The sequence below is a fragment of the Pseudoduganella sp. UC29_71 genome (assembly GCF_042693265.1).
Lineage (GTDB): Bacteria > Pseudomonadota > Gammaproteobacteria > Burkholderiales > Burkholderiaceae_D > Rugamonas.
Map to the genome: position 1 here is coordinate 190,130 of NZ_CP170549.1, position 15,791 is coordinate 205,920.

13 protein-coding genes are annotated in these 15,791 nt (G+C 66.4%); 4 read left to right on the forward strand and 9 right to left on the reverse strand.

Annotated features, from left to right (window positions below; genetic code table 11):
- From ACFJI2_RS00865 to ACFJI2_RS00890, 6 genes are all read right to left on the reverse strand, one after another.
- Positions 1–2,520 carry a putative bifunctional diguanylate cyclase/phosphodiesterase gene (locus ACFJI2_RS00865; RefSeq protein ID WP_377703344.1) on the reverse strand — a complete coding sequence of 840 codons (2,520 nt, stop codon included), beginning with the start codon at positions 2,518–2,520 and terminating at the stop codon, positions 1–3.
- 109 nt (positions 2,521–2,629) lie between these two features.
- The gene (locus tag ACFJI2_RS00870; protein WP_107877291.1) at positions 2,630–3,625 is read right to left on the reverse strand and encodes a two-component system response regulator; all 996 of its coding nucleotides are present in this window, start codon (positions 3,623–3,625) and stop codon (positions 2,630–2,632) included.
- Positions 3,622–7,041: an MHYT domain-containing protein gene (locus ACFJI2_RS00875; protein WP_377703345.1), complete on the reverse strand. Its 3,420-nt coding sequence runs from the start codon at positions 7,039–7,041 to the stop codon at positions 3,622–3,624. The genes ACFJI2_RS00870 and ACFJI2_RS00875 overlap by 4 nt, the downstream gene beginning before the upstream one ends.
- 43 nt (positions 7,042–7,084) lie before the next feature.
- Positions 7,085–7,570 (reverse strand): glutathione peroxidase, encoded by a 486-nt coding sequence (locus ACFJI2_RS00880; protein WP_377703346.1) that lies wholly within the window; start codon positions 7,568–7,570, stop codon positions 7,085–7,087.
- Between the two features lie 8 nt (positions 7,571–7,578).
- Positions 7,579–8,715, reverse strand: a complete 1,137-nt coding sequence (locus tag ACFJI2_RS00885; RefSeq protein ID WP_132136366.1) for a PilT/PilU family type 4a pilus ATPase — start codon at positions 8,713–8,715, stop codon at positions 7,579–7,581.
- A 69-nt stretch (positions 8,716–8,784) separates the two neighbouring features.
- Positions 8,785–9,828, reverse strand: a complete 1,044-nt coding sequence (locus tag ACFJI2_RS00890; RefSeq protein ID WP_107877283.1) for a type IV pilus twitching motility protein PilT — start codon at positions 9,826–9,828, stop codon at positions 8,785–8,787.
- 68 nt (positions 9,829–9,896) lie between these two features.
- Here ACFJI2_RS00890 and ACFJI2_RS00895 point away from each other — a divergent pair, with 68 nt between their 5' ends.
- Together ACFJI2_RS00895 and proC are read left to right on the forward strand one after the other, a co-directional pair.
- The gene (locus ACFJI2_RS00895; RefSeq protein ID WP_377703347.1) at positions 9,897–10,619 is read left to right on the forward strand and encodes a YggS family pyridoxal phosphate-dependent enzyme; all 723 of its coding nucleotides are present in this window, start codon (positions 9,897–9,899) and stop codon (positions 10,617–10,619) included.
- A 9-nt stretch (positions 10,620–10,628) separates the two neighbouring features.
- Positions 10,629–11,543, forward strand: a complete 915-nt coding sequence (proC, locus tag ACFJI2_RS00900) for a pyrroline-5-carboxylate reductase (RefSeq protein ID WP_377703348.1) — start codon at positions 10,629–10,631, stop codon at positions 11,541–11,543.
- A gap of 165 nt (positions 11,544–11,708) precedes the next feature.
- On the opposite strand, the gene ACFJI2_RS00905 is transcribed toward proC, so the two are convergent.
- Genes ACFJI2_RS00905 through ACFJI2_RS00915 form a run of 3 tightly spaced genes read right to left on the reverse strand, consistent with a single transcriptional unit; the run spans position 11,709 to position 13,955 of the window.
- Positions 11,709–12,062 (reverse strand): YqjD family protein, encoded by a 354-nt coding sequence (locus tag ACFJI2_RS00905; protein ID WP_377703349.1) that lies wholly within the window; start codon positions 12,060–12,062, stop codon positions 11,709–11,711.
- A 57-nt stretch (positions 12,063–12,119) separates the two neighbouring features.
- Positions 12,120–12,974, reverse strand: coding sequence for a 4-hydroxybenzoate octaprenyltransferase (gene ubiA / locus ACFJI2_RS00910; RefSeq protein WP_377703350.1), 855 nt, complete (start codon positions 12,972–12,974; stop codon positions 12,120–12,122).
- Positions 12,975–13,010: 36 nt separating this feature from the next.
- The gene (locus tag ACFJI2_RS00915; RefSeq protein ID WP_107877275.1) at positions 13,011–13,955 is read right to left on the reverse strand and encodes a hydrogen peroxide-inducible genes activator; all 945 of its coding nucleotides are present in this window, start codon (positions 13,953–13,955) and stop codon (positions 13,011–13,013) included.
- 149 nt (positions 13,956–14,104) lie between these two features.
- On the opposite strand from ACFJI2_RS00915, the gene ACFJI2_RS00920 reads away from it, so the two are divergent.
- Both ACFJI2_RS00920 and rfaE2 read left to right on the forward strand, forming a co-directional pair.
- Positions 14,105–15,295: a PilT/PilU family type 4a pilus ATPase gene (locus ACFJI2_RS00920; RefSeq protein WP_377703351.1), complete on the forward strand. Its 1,191-nt coding sequence runs from the start codon at positions 14,105–14,107 to the stop codon at positions 15,293–15,295.
- Between the two features lie 12 nt (positions 15,296–15,307).
- Complete coding sequence (gene rfaE2, locus ACFJI2_RS00925; protein ID WP_377703352.1) at positions 15,308–15,790, forward strand: D-glycero-beta-D-manno-heptose 1-phosphate adenylyltransferase; 483 nt, start codon at positions 15,308–15,310, stop codon at positions 15,788–15,790.
- Position 15,791: the final 1 nt, after the last annotated feature.

The window sequence follows — 15,791 nt, forward strand, 5'->3', positions numbered from 1 at the left end:
TCAGGCGCTGGGGGCGGGCAGGGCAGGCGATGGAATGCTGGGGGCGCCGCCCATGCCGTCGATGGGCAGCAGGGAGGCGCGCTGCCAGGCGGGCGTGCTGGCAAAGCTGGCGGTCCACGGCAGCACGTCGTCGGCCGGCATGGGGCGCGCGATGCCGTAGCCTTGCGCCAGGTCGCAGCCCAGGCGCATCAGCTGGGCGCCGTGTTCCACCGTCTCCACGCCTTCCGCGATCACGCTGCGGTTGAAGGCGCGCGCCAGGCCGATCACGGCCGACACCAGGTGCAGGTCGTCGCGGTCCACCAGCATGTTGCGCACGAAGCTCTGGTCTATCTTCAGCACTTCCGCAGGCAGGCGCTTGAGGTAGGACATGGATGAATAGCCGGTGCCGAAATCGTCCAGCGCGAAGCGGATGCCGAGCGCTTGGCATTCCAGCATGATGGCGCGCACGTGGCCGATGTCCGCCAGCGCCGACGATTCCAGTATTTCCAGCTCCAGCATGCGCGGCGGCACAGCGGGGAATTCGGCCAGGATGGCGGTCAGGCGCGGCACGAAGTCGGTGCGCTGGAAATGGCGCGCGGCGATGTTCACGCTCACCACCCAGTCCGGATGGCTGGCGCGCCACAGCTCCAGCTGGCGCAGCGCATGGCGCAGTACCATGTCGCCGATTTCCACGATCAGGTCGGTGTGCTCGACCACCGGCAAAAACTCCATCGGCCCGACTATGCCGCGCTGTGCATGGCGCCAGCGCAGCAGCGCTTCCATGCCGATGATGCGGCCGGCGCGCATGTCCAGCTTGGGCTGGTAGTACAAACACAGTTCCCCGGCACGCAGCGCGGCGCGGATCTCGGTGCGGCGGTTGTGGTGGGTGCGCACCTGCTCGTCCAGGTGGGCGTCGAAGTAGTGCACCTTGTTGCGGCCGGTGAGCTTGGCTTGGTAGAGCGCCTGGTCGGCATGGCGCAGCAGGTTGTCGGCACTGATGTCGCCGCCCTGGTATAGCGCAACGCCGGCGCTGGCCGGCACCGACACGGTCTGCGTTTCGCAATGGTAGGGCCGCGCCAGCAGCGCCAGCAGCTGCGCCAGCGTGCGTTCGACGGCGGCCTGGTCGGGCTGGTCGGGCAGCAGCAGCGCGAATTCATCGCCGCCCAGGCGCGCGGCATAGTGGCGCGGGCCGGCGAAGCTGTGCAGGCGGCCGGCGGCCTGCTTGAGGATCTCGTCGCCCAGCGCGTGGCCGCCGCGCTCGTTCACTTGCTGGAAGTGGTCCAGGTCCAGCATGCACACGGCCAGCATGGTGTGGCTGCCGTCGGCGTGGCGCGCCATCTCCAGCTCGTGCTCGAAGCGCGCCGCCAGCGCGCTGCGGTTGGGCAGGCCGGTCAACAGGTCGTGCTGGCTTTGCCAGGACATCTGCTGGATCAGTTGCTTCTTTTCGCTCACGTCGCGGAACACCAGCACGATGCCCTGCACGCCCTCCTGCATGCCCTCCTGCACTGCGCCTTCCCGGGCGTTCACGTTGCGGCGGATGGGGGCGATGGTGTATTCGATGACGAAGCTGGCACCGGACTGCTGGCGCAAGGTCTGGTTCTTGGCCCGCACCGCCGCGCCGCCGGCGTAGATGTTCTGCATGGTGCGCTTGAGCGCCTGGTGGCCGAAGTTGTTGGCCAGCGCGAACACCGCGTTGAGCTGCTTGCCGCGCGCCTGCTCTTCGCTGTAGCCGGTGAGCTGCTGCGCCGCTTCGTTCATGCTGCCGATGCGGCCATCGAGGCCGGTGGTGATGACGGCGTCGCCGATGGAGGACAGGGTGACTTCGATGCGCTCCTTCTGTTCCTGCAGCGACTGCACCAGCGCCTGCACCTGGCTGGCCATGCTGTTGAACGTGGTGGCCATGGCGCGCGCTTCGGGCGAGCCGCGCACCGCCATGCGCACGCCCAGGTCGCCGGTCTGGAAGCGGCCGGTGGCGCTCTCCAGCCGCAGCTGCATGCGGCGGTTCAGGAAAATCAGCAGGCCAAGCAGCACATAGATGGTGATGATGTTCAGCGCCGAGATAACGGCCTGCTGGCGCAGCGCGCGCCACACGCGGTTCAGCGGCTGCGTGGGATGGAACCACAGCGCCAGATTGCCGGGAGCCAGGCTGGCGCCGGCGCCGCCGTCCTGCAGCGGCACGCGCAGGTTCAGGTACAGCGGTTCGATGGCGGTAACATTGCCCAGCCAGGAAGGGTGGTCCACATCGGATGGGGCCGGGCTGGCGGCAGCGCTGGCGGCGGCGCCGTGTTCCCAGCGCACCATGGCCAGGTCGGGGTCTTGCGCGGCGGCCGCGGCCAGCAGGGCGGCGATGGCCAGGTCGTTGCGTTCGCGTTGCAGGGGTTTGAGGGCGGAGGCCAGGTATTGGCCGAGCTGCTGCGCTTCGATTTCATAGCGCTGGCGCGCGGCGGCGGATTCCGATCCGGTCATCAGCGTATAGCGCACGCTGACCACCACGGTCACCAGCAGCAGGATAGGGAGGAACAGCCTGGCGTAAATTCCCATGCGCATCCACAACGACAACAGTTTCCCCAACAGTGGCATAGGTTTCCGTCTGGCTCTAAATCATTCCCATTCCCATTATTACGCAAAAGTTAATTAATGCACACCCTTTTTAACGCTCTGCCCATTTTTTCATCACCTCGATGATGGCGGGCAGCTGGGTCAGGAACAGGTCCACCAGCCTGGGCTCGAAATGCAGGCCGCGCTGGGCGCGCAGATAGTCGCAAGCCTGTTCCACGCTCCACGCTTGCTTGTACGGGCGCACCGAGGTGAGCGCGTCGAACACGTCGGCCACCGCGACGATACGGCCGGCCAGTGGAATCTCCTCGCCTTTCAGGCCGTTCGGATAGCCGGTGCCGTCCCATTTTTCGTGGTGGTTCTGCGCCACCTGGCAGGCCACGGCCAGCATGCCGGTCGCATGGCGGCCGATGATGTCGGCGCCGATGTTCGGGTGGCCCTGCATCACGCGCCACTCTTCCTCGTCCAGCTTGGCCGGCTTTTGCAGGATGCGGTCCGGGATGCCGATCTTGCCGATGTCGTGCATGGGGGCGGCGTTGAACAGGTCGTCCACGTCGTCCTCGTCCAGGCCGCAGGCAATGGCGAGCAGGCGCGTGTAGTGGCTCATGCGGATCACGTGCAGGCCGGTTTCGTTGTCCTTGTATTCGGCGGCCAGGCCGAGGCGCTGCACGATCTCGAGCCGGCTCGCCTTCAGCTCGTCCAGCCGCACCAGCGACAGGTGCAGGCGCACGCGCGCCTTCACCACGGCCGGGCTGACCGGCTTGGTGATGTAGTCCACCGCGCCGGCCTCGAAGCCGTCCACCTCGTCGGTGATATCGGTGAGCGCGGTGACGAAGATGACGGGGATGGCCTCGGTGGCGGGATCGGCCTTCAGGCGGCGGCACACTTCGTAGCCCGTCATGTCCGGCATCATCACGTCGAGCAGGATCAGGTCCGGCTGCTCCTTTGCTGCCAGCTCCAGCGCGCGCGGGCCGTCCTTGGCGAACAGCAGGCTGTAGCGGTCTTGCAGGATCTGGCGCAGCAGCTGCAGGTTGGTCGATTCGTCGTCGACGGCGAGAATGACGGGAAGGCGTTTTGGTGCTGGGTTCATGGTGTACTCCCGGCCGTCGCGGGCAGGCAGGACGCCAGCAGCGCCTCCAGCCGCGCATGGGCCGCGCTGAAATCGAAATCGTCTATGGCTTGCTGCAGCTCCTGGAGGCGCTGCGGGGCAACGTGCGAGGCCAGGGCTTGCGCCAGCTGGTCCATGGTGGCTTCATCGAAGGCGCCGCTGTCGATCGAGCGGTGCAGGATGGCGCCGAGGCGGCGCACCCGCTCTTCGTCCAGGGGCGCGGCCGCCTGTGCGGCGGCCGCCGCCGAGGGAACCGATGTGGCGGTCGATGCGGCGGCGAGCAGGGCGCCGATGGCGGCGAGCGCTTCTTCCAGGCGCCGCTGCGCCGTGTCCAGCAACGGCGCCGCCGTGCCGGGCGGCGCCGCCGGGTTGCTGCGCCATGCGAGTTCAAGCCGGTCCAGCGCCGCGGCCAGCTGTTCCAGGCCCAGGTTGCCTGCCGCGCCCTTGAGCTGGTGCGCCAGCGCCGCTGCTTCGGCCGGCGCTGCGCTTTCCTCGGCATCCTCGGCGCGCCGCCGCAGTTCGCCGATGGCCTGCGCGCGGTCGGCCGCGAAGCTGCCCAGCGCGCGGTGATAGGCGCGCTCCTCGCCGGCCCAGCGGTGCAGCGCGTGCGTGTGGTTCAGCACCTGCAGCAGCGTGTCCTCGCCGGCCTCCGGCACTTCCTCGTCGATGGCCAGGCCCAGCACCATGGCCAGTTCGCGGCCTAGCACGTGCAAGTCCACCGGCTTGGGCGCAAAGCCTTCCATGCCGGCCGCGCTGGTCGCTTCGCGGTCCTTCTCCAGCACGCTGGCGGTCATGGCGATGATGGGGACGCGCGGCCGGCCCAGTTTTTCCTCCTGCGCGCGGATGCGGCGCGTCGCTTCCAGGCCGTCCATGCCGGGCATCTGCACGTCCATCAGGATCACGTCGAAGCGGCCCTCGGCGGCCAGCTGCACGGCGATGGCGCCGTCGCTGGCGCCGGTGATGCTGTGGCCCTGCTTGCCCAGCAGCAGCGTGAGCAGTTCCAGGTTTTGCGGCACGTCGTCGGCCGCCAGGATGTTCAGCGGCGGCAGCTTGATGGACGCCGCCGGGCGCTGCTGCGCCGGCTGGCTCACGCCCGGCGTCAGCGGCAGCACCACGTGGAAGGCGCTGCCGTGGCCCTCGGTGCTGGTGGCCCAGATCTGGCCTCCCATCAGTTCGGCCAGCTGCTTGCAAATGGTGGTGCCCAGGCCGGTGCCGCCGAAGCGCCGGTTCATCGACGCGTCGGCTTGGGTGAACGGCTCGAAGATGGCGGCCAGGCGGTCGGCCGGGATGCCGATGCCGCTGTCGCTGACGGTGAAATGCACGCGGTCGCCATCGGGGCCGTTCTCGCGCGCCACCGCCAGCGAGACGTTGCCCTCGGCCGTAAACTTGATGGCGTTGCCCAGCAGGTTGCTGAGCACCTGGCGCACGCGCAGCTCGTCGCCGTGCAGGCAGTGCGGCATCGCCGGGTCGTAGGCGATCGACAGCTTGAGGCCTTTCGCGCTGGCGTTGCTGCCCATGGTGGAGGACAGCTCGTCGATCAGGGCCAGCAGGTTGTAGTCGGCCAGTTCCAGCTCCACCGCGCCCTTGTCCAGCTTGGCCGTGTCGAGGATTTCATTGAGCAGGCGCAGCAGCGAGCGCGCCGAGTTGCGCACCGTGTTCAGGTGGCGGCGCTGGTCGTTGGCCAGTTCGCCCTGCAGCAGCACGTCGGTAAAGCCGAGGATGGAGTTCATCGGCGTGCGGATTTCGTGGCTCATATTGGCCAGGAAGGCGGCGCGCGCGGCGGCGGCCTGCTCGGCGCGCTCCTTGGCTGCGCGCAGTTCCTCCTCCATGGTGCGGCGGCCGGTGATGTCCAGGATCACGCCGTCCAGCCATTGCACCTTGCCGTGCTCGTTGAGAATGGCGCTGCCGTTCTCCCACATCCAGCGGATGCTGCCGTCCTTGTGCAGCAGGCGGTATTCCAGCAGGAAGGAGGTGCCGTGCTCGACCGCCGCGTCCAGCCCGCGCGCCACTTGCCCATGGTCGTCCGGGTGGATCAGGTCGCCGAAGCAGCGCTCGGGCGGCGAGCCGAGGAAGTCGGCGGCCGGATAGCCGGTCAGGTTCTCCACCGCCGCGCTGACAAACACCATGGGCCAGCCGGGCGCCATCAGGCTGCGGTAGGAAATGCCGGGGATGTTGCCGATCAGGGAGCGGAACTGCTGTTCGCTGGCGCGCAGCTGCTGCTCCATGGCCTTGCGCTCGCTGATGTCGGTGACGAAGCAGACATACAGGTCGCGGTCGGCCAGGCGCGCGTGGCCGTAGGCGTTGCGGATGGGGACCTGGGCGCCGCTCTTGTGCAGGCCGATCACGTCCTGGCTTTCGCCGATCACGCCTTCACGGCCGTCGTTCAGGTGGCTCAGGATGCCGTCGCGCTGCGAGCGCGCCACGTCGCCGATCAGCACGCGGATATTGCGGCCCAGGATGTCGGCGCGGCGCCAGCCGAAGATGCGCTCGGCCGCGGCGTTGAATTCGCGGATGGTGCCGTCCGATTCCAGCGTGATGACGCCGTCCACGGCGGTGGCCAGCAGCGCGCGCATCCACGATTCGCTCTGGCTCAGCTGGCGGAACAGCGCGCGGTAGCGCAGCATGCCGTTGGCCGACAGCACCAGCAAGGTGAAGGACACGGTGATCAGCGTGATGGCCAGCGCCAGGAAGCCGGTGTTGCCGATGCCGCCGGCCGAGCCGGGCGGCACGACGCCGACGAAGCGCGCCGCGGCCATGCCGGTGTAGTGCATGCCGGCGATGGCGCACCCCATGATGACGCCGGCCAGGGCCAGCCGCGTGCCGTTGCTCACGCGGTCGCCCAGCGCGCTCAGGCCGAAGCGCACCCACAGCGCCAGCGTGGCCAGCGCCACCGCCACCACGATGGACAGGCCGAACATGGCCGGGTCGTAGCGCAGCGCCAGCGGCATGCGCATGGCGGCCATGCCGGTGTAGTGCATGGCGCCGATGCCCGCGCCCACCAGCACGCCGCCGGCCAGCAGCTGCCAGCGGCCGATCTGCTGGCGGCTGATGATGGACAGCGCCACGAAGGACGCCGCCACGCTGGGCAGCATGGACCAGATGGTGATGGCGCGGTCGTAATCGACGCTGGTGCACAGGTCGAAGGCCAGCATGCCGATGAAGTGCATGGCCCAGACGCCGCTGCCCAGCGCCAGGCTGCCGGTCAGCAGCGCGGCGCTGCGCAGGCGCGCGGTGGTGGCGGCGGCGGCCTGGCCCGCCATCTGCAAGCCCATCCAGGAAGAGAAGGAAGCCACCAGCACGGACAGTGCCACCAGCCACAGGTCGTAGGTCCCGTAGCTGAGCATGGAAGGATCGGTGGGGGGCGAGAACAGCTGCGCCAGGTAGTCTATAACCATCATATTCAGGCGGGGCAGGCCCCGCCGGGGTCAAGCCGGGGCGGACTCATTCGGCCAGCAGGCGCGCGATATCGTCCGTCAGTTCTTCCGGCTTGGTGGTGGGAGCGTAGCGTTTGTAGACCGTGCCGTCTTTGCGGATCAGGAACTTGGTGAAGTTCCACTTGATGCCTTCGGTGCCCAGCAGGCCGGGCGATTCTTTTTTCAGATACTGGTACAGCGGGTGCGCATGGCTGCCGTTCACGTCCACCTTGGCGAACATGGGGAAGCTCACGCCGTAATTCTTTTCGCAGAAGGCGCCGATCTCGTCGGCCGTGCCCGGTTCTTGCGCACCGAACTGGTTGCAGGGGAAGCCCAGCACCACTGCGCCCTGGTCCTTGAACTGCTGGTACACCGCTTCCAGGCCCTGGTACTGTGGCGTGAAACCGCACTTGCTGGCGGTGTTCACGATCAGCAGCACCTTGCCCTTGTACTGCGCCAGGTCGGCCGGCGCGCCGGACAGGGTATCGGCCTTGAAATCGAATACAGTGCTCATGTGCGTCCTTATATGATGTTCAGGTGTTCGGTGCCGGCCGACAGGTCGCGCGTCTTGGCGGCCTTGCCTTCGAGCTTGATGGCCAGGCGCAGGTCGTTGACGGAATCGGCGTTGCGCAGCGCGTCCTCGTAGCTGATCACGTCCGCCTCGAACAGGTCGAACAGCGACTGGTCGAAAGTCTGCATGCCCAGCTCGCGCGATTTTTTCATCAGCTCCTTGATCTCGTGCACCTGGCCCTTGAAGATCAGGTCCGAAATCAGCGGCGAATTGAGCATGATCTCGATGGCCACCGCGCGGCCCTTGGTTTCCTTGCGCGGGATCAGGCGCTGCGAAATCATGCCCTTCAGGTTGAGCGACAAATCCATCAGCAGCTGCTGGCGGCGTTCCTCGGGGAAGAAGTTGATGATGCGGTCGAGCGCCTGGTTGGCGCTGTTGGCGTGCAGGGTGGCCAGGCACAGGTGGCCGGTTTCGGCGAAGGCGATGGCGTGGTCCATGGTCTGGCGGTCGCGGATCTCGCCGATCTGGATCACGTCCGGCGCCTGGCGCAGCGTGTTCTTCAGCGCCACCTCCCAGTCCTCCGTGTCCACGCCCACTTCGCGCTGCGTGACGATGCAGTTGCGGTGCGGGTGCACGAATTCCACCGGGTCCTCGATGGTGATGATGTGGCCGTAGCTGTTCTCGTTGCGGTAGCCCACCATGGCCGCCAGCGTGGTCGATTTGCCCGAGCCGGTGGCGCCCACCATGATCACCAGGCCGCGCTTGGACATCACCACGTCCTTCAGCACTTCCGGCAGGCCCAGGTCCTCCAGCTTGGGGATGGCGCTGTTAATCGTGCGCAGCACCATGCCCACGGCGCTCATCTGCACGAAGGCCGAGACGCGGAAGCGTCCCAGGTCGCCGGGGCTGATGGCGAAGTTGGCCTCCTTGGTCAGCTCGAAGCCGGCGGTCTGCTTGTCGTTCATGATGGAGCGGGCCAGGTCCGAGGTGTGGGCCGCCGTCAGCGGCTGGGCCGACACCGGCGTCATCTTGCCGTCGATTTTCATCGCCGGCGGAAAGCCGGCCGTGATGAACAGATCCGAACCATTCTTGCTGACCATCAGGCGCAGCAGGTCGAACATGAATTTTGAGGCCTGGTCGCGTTCCATCTGTGTTTTATCCTTTGGGGTCAGGTCCGGCATCGCGCCATGGCGCGATGCCGGACCTGACCCCATTATTTAGCCAGGGAAATTATCGGGGATCTTGGCCGCGTTGCGCGCGGCGGCGGACGAGATCAGGTTGCGGCGTACCAGGTCGGTCAGGTTCTGGTCCAGCGTCTGCATGCCGACGTTGCTGCCGGTCTGGATGGCCGAGTACATCTGCGCGATCTTCGCTTCGCGGATCAGGTTGCGGATGGCCGGCGTGCCGACCATGATCTCGTGCGCGGCCACGCGGCCGGAGCCGTCCTTGGTCTTGAGCAGCGTCTGCGAAATAACGGCCTGCAGCGATTCGGACAGCATGGCCCGCACCATCTCCTTTTCCTCGGCCGGGAACACGTCGACGATGCGGTCGATGGTCTTGGCGGCGGAGGAGGTGTGCAGGGTGCCGAACACCAGGTGGCCGGTTTCGGCTGCCGACAGCGCCAGGCGGATGGTTTCCAGGTCGCGCAGTTCGCCCACCAGGATGGCGTCCGGGTCTTCCCGCAGCGCCGAGCGCAGCGCGTTGTTGAACGAGAGCGTGTGCGGCCCCACTTCGCGCTGGTTGATCAGGCACTTCTTGGAATCGTGCACGAACTCGATCGGGTCCTCGATGGTGAGGATGTGGCCGTACTCGTTTTCGTTGAGGTGGTTGATCATGGCCGCCAGCGTGGTGGACTTGCCGGAGCCGGTCGGCCCCGTCACCAGCACCAGGCCGCGCGGCTTGAGCGCGAATTCGGCGAAGATCTTGGGCGCGTTCAGCTCTTCCAGGCTGAGGATCTTGGATGGAATGGTGCGCAGCACGGCGGCCGCGCCGCGTTCCTGGTTGTAGGCGTTGACGCGAAAGCGCGCCAGGCCCGGAATGGCGAAGGAAAAATCGCACTCCAGCATTTCCTCGTAGGCCTTGCGCTGGCCGTCATTCATGATGTCATAGATCATGCCGTGCACGTCCTTGTGCTCGAGCGGCGGCAGGTTGATGCGGCGCACATCGCCGTGCACGCGGATCATCGGCGGCAGGCCGGCGGACAGGTGGAGATCGGAGGCTTTGTTCTTGACGGAGAATGCGAGTAATTCGGAGATGTCCATTTATAATCCCAGTGCTGCGTTTCGGAGGAAGGCCTGCGGAACCGGCCCAACCAGCCAGCTCAATGATTATGTCCAGAATAGCCCAGAACTTGCAAGCAGTGATCAGTACAATTGTTGCCTCAGAACACGAGGCCGGCCGCCCGGCGCAGTCGGTGCGTTTGCTGGCCGTGTCGAAGACCTTCGGCGCGGACGCGGTGCTGGAAGCGGTGCAGGCCGGGCAGCGCGCCTTCGGCGAAAACTACCTGCAGGAGGGCGTGGACAAGATCCGCGCGCTGGCTGCGGTCACGCCCATGCCGGACCAGGCACTGGAGTGGCATTTCATCGGACCTATACAAAGTAACAAGACGCGCCCCATCGCCGAGCATTTCGACTGGGTGCACACGGTGGAGCGCGAGAAGATCGCGCTGCGCCTGAATGAACAGCGCCCGGCGGCACTGCCTCCGTTAAATATTTGCTTGCAAGTGAATATCAGCGGGGAAGCCAGCAAGAGCGGCGCGGCGCCGGACCAGGTACTGGCGCTGGCGCAGGCCGTGGCCGGGCTGCCCAGGCTGCGCCTGCGCGGGCTGATGGCGATTCCGGAGCCGGAAGACGATTTCGACAAGCAGCGCGCGGCATTCCGCCGCGTGCGCGAACTGTACGACACGCTGCGCGCGCAAGGCCTGGCGCTCGATACGCTGTCCATGGGCATGTCCGGCGACATGCGGGCGGCGGTGCTGGAAGGCGCCACCATCGTGCGGGTAGGCAGCGCCATCTTCGGCGCGCGCAGCTATCCAACGCAGCTATCCAAATAAAGGGACGGTATGAAAATAGCATTTATCGGCGGCGGCAATATGGCCACCGCCTTGATCGCCGGCCTGGCCGGCAAGCTGACGGCGGGCGCCAATATCCACGTGGTGGACCCGAACGCGGCGGCGCTGGAGAAGCTGCATGCGCAGTTCGGCGTGAGCACGTCGTCCGCATTGCCGGGCGCGCTGGCGGCCAGCCAGGCGGCGCCGGGCGACGTTATTCCGACCGCGGCGCAGGCCGAGGCATCGGGGGCCGGCTACCAGGCCGTGGCCAGCGCGGACGTGATCGTGCTGGCGGTGAAGCCGCAAAGCATGCGCGAAGTGGCCGAGCAATTGCGCCCGCTGCTGCCGGCCAAGGGCGTGGACGGCGGCCCGCTGCTGGTGTCGATTGCGGCCGGTATCCGGGCCGCCGACTTGTCGCGCTGGCTGGGCGGCTACGCGGCCATCGTGCGCTGCATGCCGAACACGCCGGCGCTGATCGGCATGGGTATCACCGGCATGGCGGCGTCGGACGGCGTGAGCGCGCAGCAGAAGGCGGCTGCGGATGCCATCATGAAAGCCGTGGGCGGCACGGTGTGGCTGGACGACGAGGGCAAGATCGATGCGGTGACGGCGGTGTCGGGCAGCGGGCCGGCGTATGTGTTTTATTTTATTGAAGCGATGCAGAAGGCGGCCGAGGAGCTGGGCCTGAGCGCGCAGCAGGGCAAGGAACTGGCGCTGGCCACCTTCACGGGCGCGGCGCAGCTGGCGGCGCAGTCGGACGAGCCGGTGTCGCTGCTGCGCGAGCGCGTGACGTCGAAGGGCGGCACCACGTATGCCGCGCTGACCAGCATGCAAAGCGATGGCGTGGCCGAGGCGATTGGACGCGCCATGCAGGCGGCCGCCGCGCGCGGCCAGGAGCTGGGACGGGAGTTTGGCGGGGCCAATTGAGGCAGCGGGCGGCGCCGGCGGGTTACGCGTGGCGCGCCACGCTAACCCGCCCTACGTAACGATGTAACGACGTGATGACGTGATGACGTGACGCTGATACGAGGGGCGATGTGGTGCCTGGTGCGTAGGGCGGGTTAGCTTTGCGTAACCCGCCGAAGCGAACCATCAGCGCTGATTGGCGCCGATCAGCAGGCCGGCCAGCACGCCGACGGCGGCGCCCAACGCCACCGCGCCCCATGGGTGGTCATGCACATAGGTGTCGGTGGCCTGGGCGGCCAGCTTGCTGCGCGCCAGCATGCTGTTTTCCAGCCGCAGCAGATCGGTCTTGGCGGTCTGCAGGGTTTCCTTGAACGCCGTCTTGGCGTGCTCGATGTCCGCAGTGCCGTCCTTGGCGGCTGTGCTCAGCCATTGTTCGGCGTCGGTGACGGCGTCGCGCAGGTGGCTCAGCAGGCGTTCGCGGTCGGCGCTGGCCTCGCTGCGCAAGGTGCTGCCGCTGGCTTGGGTGGTAGTCTGGTCCATGGATAGCCTCTATGCTGTGGTGGATAAGCCAGGGATGGCTGCCTTGCAAGCCGCATGTCAGCGCAGCGCGTAATCCAGCGCGATGCCCGCAAACACCGCCGCCCCCAGCCAGTTATTGTGCCGGAACGCGGCAAAGCAGGGCGCACGTTCGCGGCCGCGTATCAGCGTGTAGTGATAGGCCGCGATGCCGGCCGCCACCGCCAGCCCGAGGTGGAAGGGCCAGCCCAGGCCGAACTGGCGGCCCGCCACCAGCAGCATGCCCAGGTTCACCGCGTAGCACAGCATGACGATGGCCACGTCGTAGCTGCCGAAGGTGATGGCCGAGGTCTTGATGCCGATTTTCAAATCGTCATCGCGGTCCACCATGGCGTATTCGGTGTCGTAGGCCACGGCCCAGAATACATTGGCCGCCAGCATCCACCACGCCACGGCCGGCACCGTGCCCTGCACGGCGGCAAACGACATCGGGATGCCGAAGCCGAAGGCGATGCCCAGGTAAGCCTGCGGAATGGCGAAGAAGCGCTTGAAGTAGGGATAAGTGCCGGCAATGATGACGGCCGCCACGCTGAGCTGCTTGGTCAGCGCGTTGAGCGGCAGGATCAGCAGGAAAGCCAGCACCGCCAGCGTGGCCGCCACGGCCAGCGCTTCCTTGCCGCTGATGCGGCCGCTCGTGATGGGGCGTTCGGCGGTGCGCTTGACGTGGCGGTCGATATCCTGGTCGGCGTAGTCGTTGACGGCGCAACCGGCCGAACGCATCAGCAGGGTGCCCAGCGAGAAAATGACCAGCAGACGCCAGTCCGGCACGCCGCCGCTGGCCAGCCACAGCGCGCCCAGGGTGGGCCACAGCAGCAGCACCGTGCCGATGGGTTTGTCGAGGCGTACCAGGCGGAAGTAGAGCTGCAGCTTGTTCATCGCGTTCACGTCAAAGCAAAACCGCGATTATAGTCCTTATGCGGACGGCTCATCCTGGCACAGCGGCGTGATGCCCGGCAGCGCGCACTGGGCCACGGCCTGGCAGATGGCGTCGATGGCGGCCTTGCGCGTGAAACTCTTGCGCCAGACGATGACCACCCGGCGCGACGGCTCGGGCTGCTCGAAAGGACGGAATTGCAGCATGCCGTCCTTGGCCGCCATGTCCGGCACCGAGGCGCGCGGCAGCACGGTCAGGCCGATGCCGCTGGCCACCATGTGGCGGATAGTCTCCAGCGAGGAGCCCTCGAAGGTGCGCTGCATGCCGTTGCCCGGCGACGAGAAGCGCGCCATCTCGGGGCACACTTCCAGCACCTGGTCGCGGAAGCAATGGCCGTTGCCCAGCAACAGCATGGTTTCGGTCTTCAGGTCCTCGGCAGGAATAGTGTTGCGCGCGGCCCACGGATGCTGGCGCGGCATGGCCACCACGAAGGGTTCGTCGTACAGCGCCTGCGTCGACATGCCGTGCTCGGGCAGCGGCAGCGCCATGATGGCCGCGTCCAGTTCGCCCTGGCGTAGCATTTCCAGCAACTTTACCGTGAAGTTTTCCTGAAGGATGAGCGGCATTTGCGGCACATTCTCTATCATTGCCTTCACTAACGGGGGCAGCAGATAGGGGCCGATGGTGTAGATCACGCCCAGGCGCAGCGGGCCGGCGAGCGGGTCCTTGTTTTGCTTGGCCAGTTCCTTGATGGCGGCGGTCTGCTCCAGCACGCGCTCGGCCTGGGCCACGATCTGCGCGCCCAGCGGCGTGACGGAAATCTCGGCGCCGCCCCGTTCAAACAGTACGACACCCAGCTCGTCTTCGAGCTTCTTGATGGCAACCGAGAGCGTAGGCTGGGCCACGTAACAGGCTTCGGCGGCGTGTCCGAAGTGTTTCGCTCGCGCAACAGCGACGATGTATTTCAGTTCGGTCAGTGTCATGAATGTATTTGAACACAGGCAATGAATGGGTGCAATGCCGAAATCCGGGCCGACTGTCCAGTGCAAGAAACCCTATTGTAGCGTAAGGGGATGGCTATAATTGCCCGGAACGGCTGGCGCCCCCGGCCGAATAACCTGGCGAGGCAAGCATGTCATCCACATTTGGCCACGAAGAAGCGCTGGCCTACATCCACAAACTGCTCAAGGTGATGCACCAGACCGGGGGCTCGGACCTGTTCATTTCCGCCGATTTCCCGCCCAGCATCAAGTCGCAGGGCGCCATGAAGCCGCTCAGCCAGCAACGCCTGACCGGCGAAGTCACGCGCGCGCTGGCCATGGCCATCATGAACGACAAGCAGCGCAACGAGTTCGCCGCCGAGATGGAATGCAATTTCGCCATCTCGCTGCCGGACGTGTGCCGGTTCCGGGTCAATGTCTTCGTGCAGCAGCAGAACGTGGCCATGGTGATCCGCACCATCGCCTCCGAGATTCCGAATTTTGAAAAGCTGGACCTGCCCGAAGTGCTCAAGGAAGTCATCATGACCAAGCGCGGGCTGGTGCTGGTGGTTGGCGGCACGGGGTCCGGCAAGTCAACCACGCTGGCGGCCATGATCGACTACCGCAACAGCCACTCGGCCGGCCACATCATCACGGTGGAAGACCCGGTCGAGTATGTGCACAAGAACAAGGGCTGCCTGGTCACGCACCGCGAAGTGGGCGTGGACACGCATTCCTGGCACAACGCGCTGAAGAACACCTTGCGCCAGGCGCCGGACGTGATCCTGATCGGCGAGATCCGCGACACCGAAACCATGGAGCACGCCATCGCCTTCGCCGAGACCGGCCACCTGTGCCTGGGCACCTTGCATGCGAACAACGCCAACCAGACCATGGACCGCATCATCAACTTCTTCCCGGAGGAGCGGCGCAACCAGCTGCTGATGGACTTGTCGTCCAACCTGAAGGCCATCGTCTCGCAGCGCCTGGTGCGCACCGAGGATGGCAAGGGGCGCAAGGCCGCCATCGAAATCCTGCTCAACACGCCGACCATCGCCGAGATGATCTTCAAGGGCAATTTCCACTCGATCAAGGAAATCATGGCCAAGTCGCGCGAGCTGGGCATGTGCACCTTCGACCAGGCGCTGTACGAGCTCTATAATAAGGGCTACATCTCCTACGAAGAAGCGCTGCGCAACGCCGACTCGGCCAACGGCCTGCGGCTGCAGATCAAGCTGCGCGGCGACCGCAAGGAACCGGGCGAGGGCGGCGCCAGCCGCGCGGCCGGCGAGCTGAGCATGCAAATCGACGAGGAAGAAGAAGACGCCGAACCCGGCCACTAACCCACGGAACCTATGCCCCAATTCGAAGAAAAAATCTGCAGCCGCGCCGACCTGGCAGCGCGCGTGGCCGCCCTGCCCAAGCCGGTGGTGCTCACCAACGGCGTGTTCGACATCCTGCACCGCGGCCACGTCACCTACCTGGCGCAGGCGCGCGCGCTGGGCGCTTCGCTGGTGGTGGCCGCCAATACCGACGCCTCCGTGAAGCGCCTGGGCAAGGGCGACGACCGCCCGCTGAACGCCTGCGACGACCGCATGGCCGTGCTGGCCGCGCTTGAATCGGTGAGCCTGGTGGTGCCATTCGACGAAGACACGGCGCTGGAAGTGGTGCAGGAAGCGCGGCCGGAAATCTACGCCAAGGGCGGCGACTACGACATGACGGCCATTCCCGAAGGGCAGGCCGTGATCGCCTACGGCGGCCAGGCGGTGGCGATCGATTTCGAGCACGACCGCTCCACCACCAAGCTGCTGGCCAAGGTGCGCACCTACGGCCGCTGAG

Excerpts from the sequence above, each read along its gene's own strand:
- ACFJI2_RS00890 (WP_107877283.1), bottom strand. The coding sequence starts at position 9,828 with ATGGACATCTCCGAATTACTCGCATTCTCCGTCAAGAACAAAGCCTCC.
- ACFJI2_RS00865 (WP_377703344.1), bottom strand. The coding sequence starts at position 2,520 with ATGGGAATTTACGCCAGGCTGTTCCTCCCTATCCTGCTGCTGGTGACC.
- ACFJI2_RS00870 (WP_107877291.1), bottom strand. The coding sequence starts at position 3,625 with ATGAACCCAGCACCAAAACGCCTTCCCGTCATTCTCGCCGTCGACGAC.
- ubiA (WP_377703350.1), bottom strand. The coding sequence starts at position 12,974 with ATGAACAAGCTGCAGCTCTACTTCCGCCTGGTACGCCTCGACAAACCC.
- ACFJI2_RS00885 (WP_132136366.1), bottom strand. The coding sequence starts at position 8,715 with ATGGAACGCGACCAGGCCTCAAAATTCATGTTCGACCTGCTGCGCCTG.
- ACFJI2_RS00880 (WP_377703346.1), bottom strand. The coding sequence starts at position 7,570 with ATGAGCACTGTATTCGATTTCAAGGCCGATACCCTGTCCGGCGCGCCG.
- ACFJI2_RS00905 (WP_377703349.1), bottom strand. The coding sequence starts at position 12,062 with ATGGACCAGACTACCACCCAAGCCAGCGGCAGCACCTTGCGCAGCGAG.
- ACFJI2_RS00895 (WP_377703347.1), top strand. The coding sequence starts at position 9,897 with ATGTCCAGAATAGCCCAGAACTTGCAAGCAGTGATCAGTACAATTGTT.
- ACFJI2_RS00920 (WP_377703351.1), top strand. The coding sequence starts at position 14,105 with ATGTCATCCACATTTGGCCACGAAGAAGCGCTGGCCTACATCCACAAA.
- proC (WP_377703348.1), top strand. The coding sequence starts at position 10,629 with ATGAAAATAGCATTTATCGGCGGCGGCAATATGGCCACCGCCTTGATC.
- rfaE2 (WP_377703352.1), top strand. The coding sequence starts at position 15,308 with ATGCCCCAATTCGAAGAAAAAATCTGCAGCCGCGCCGACCTGGCAGCG.
- ACFJI2_RS00915 (WP_107877275.1), bottom strand. The coding sequence starts at position 13,955 with ATGACACTGACCGAACTGAAATACATCGTCGCTGTTGCGCGAGCGAAA.
- ACFJI2_RS00875 (WP_377703345.1), bottom strand. The coding sequence starts at position 7,041 with ATGATGGTTATAGACTACCTGGCGCAGCTGTTCTCGCCCCCCACCGAT.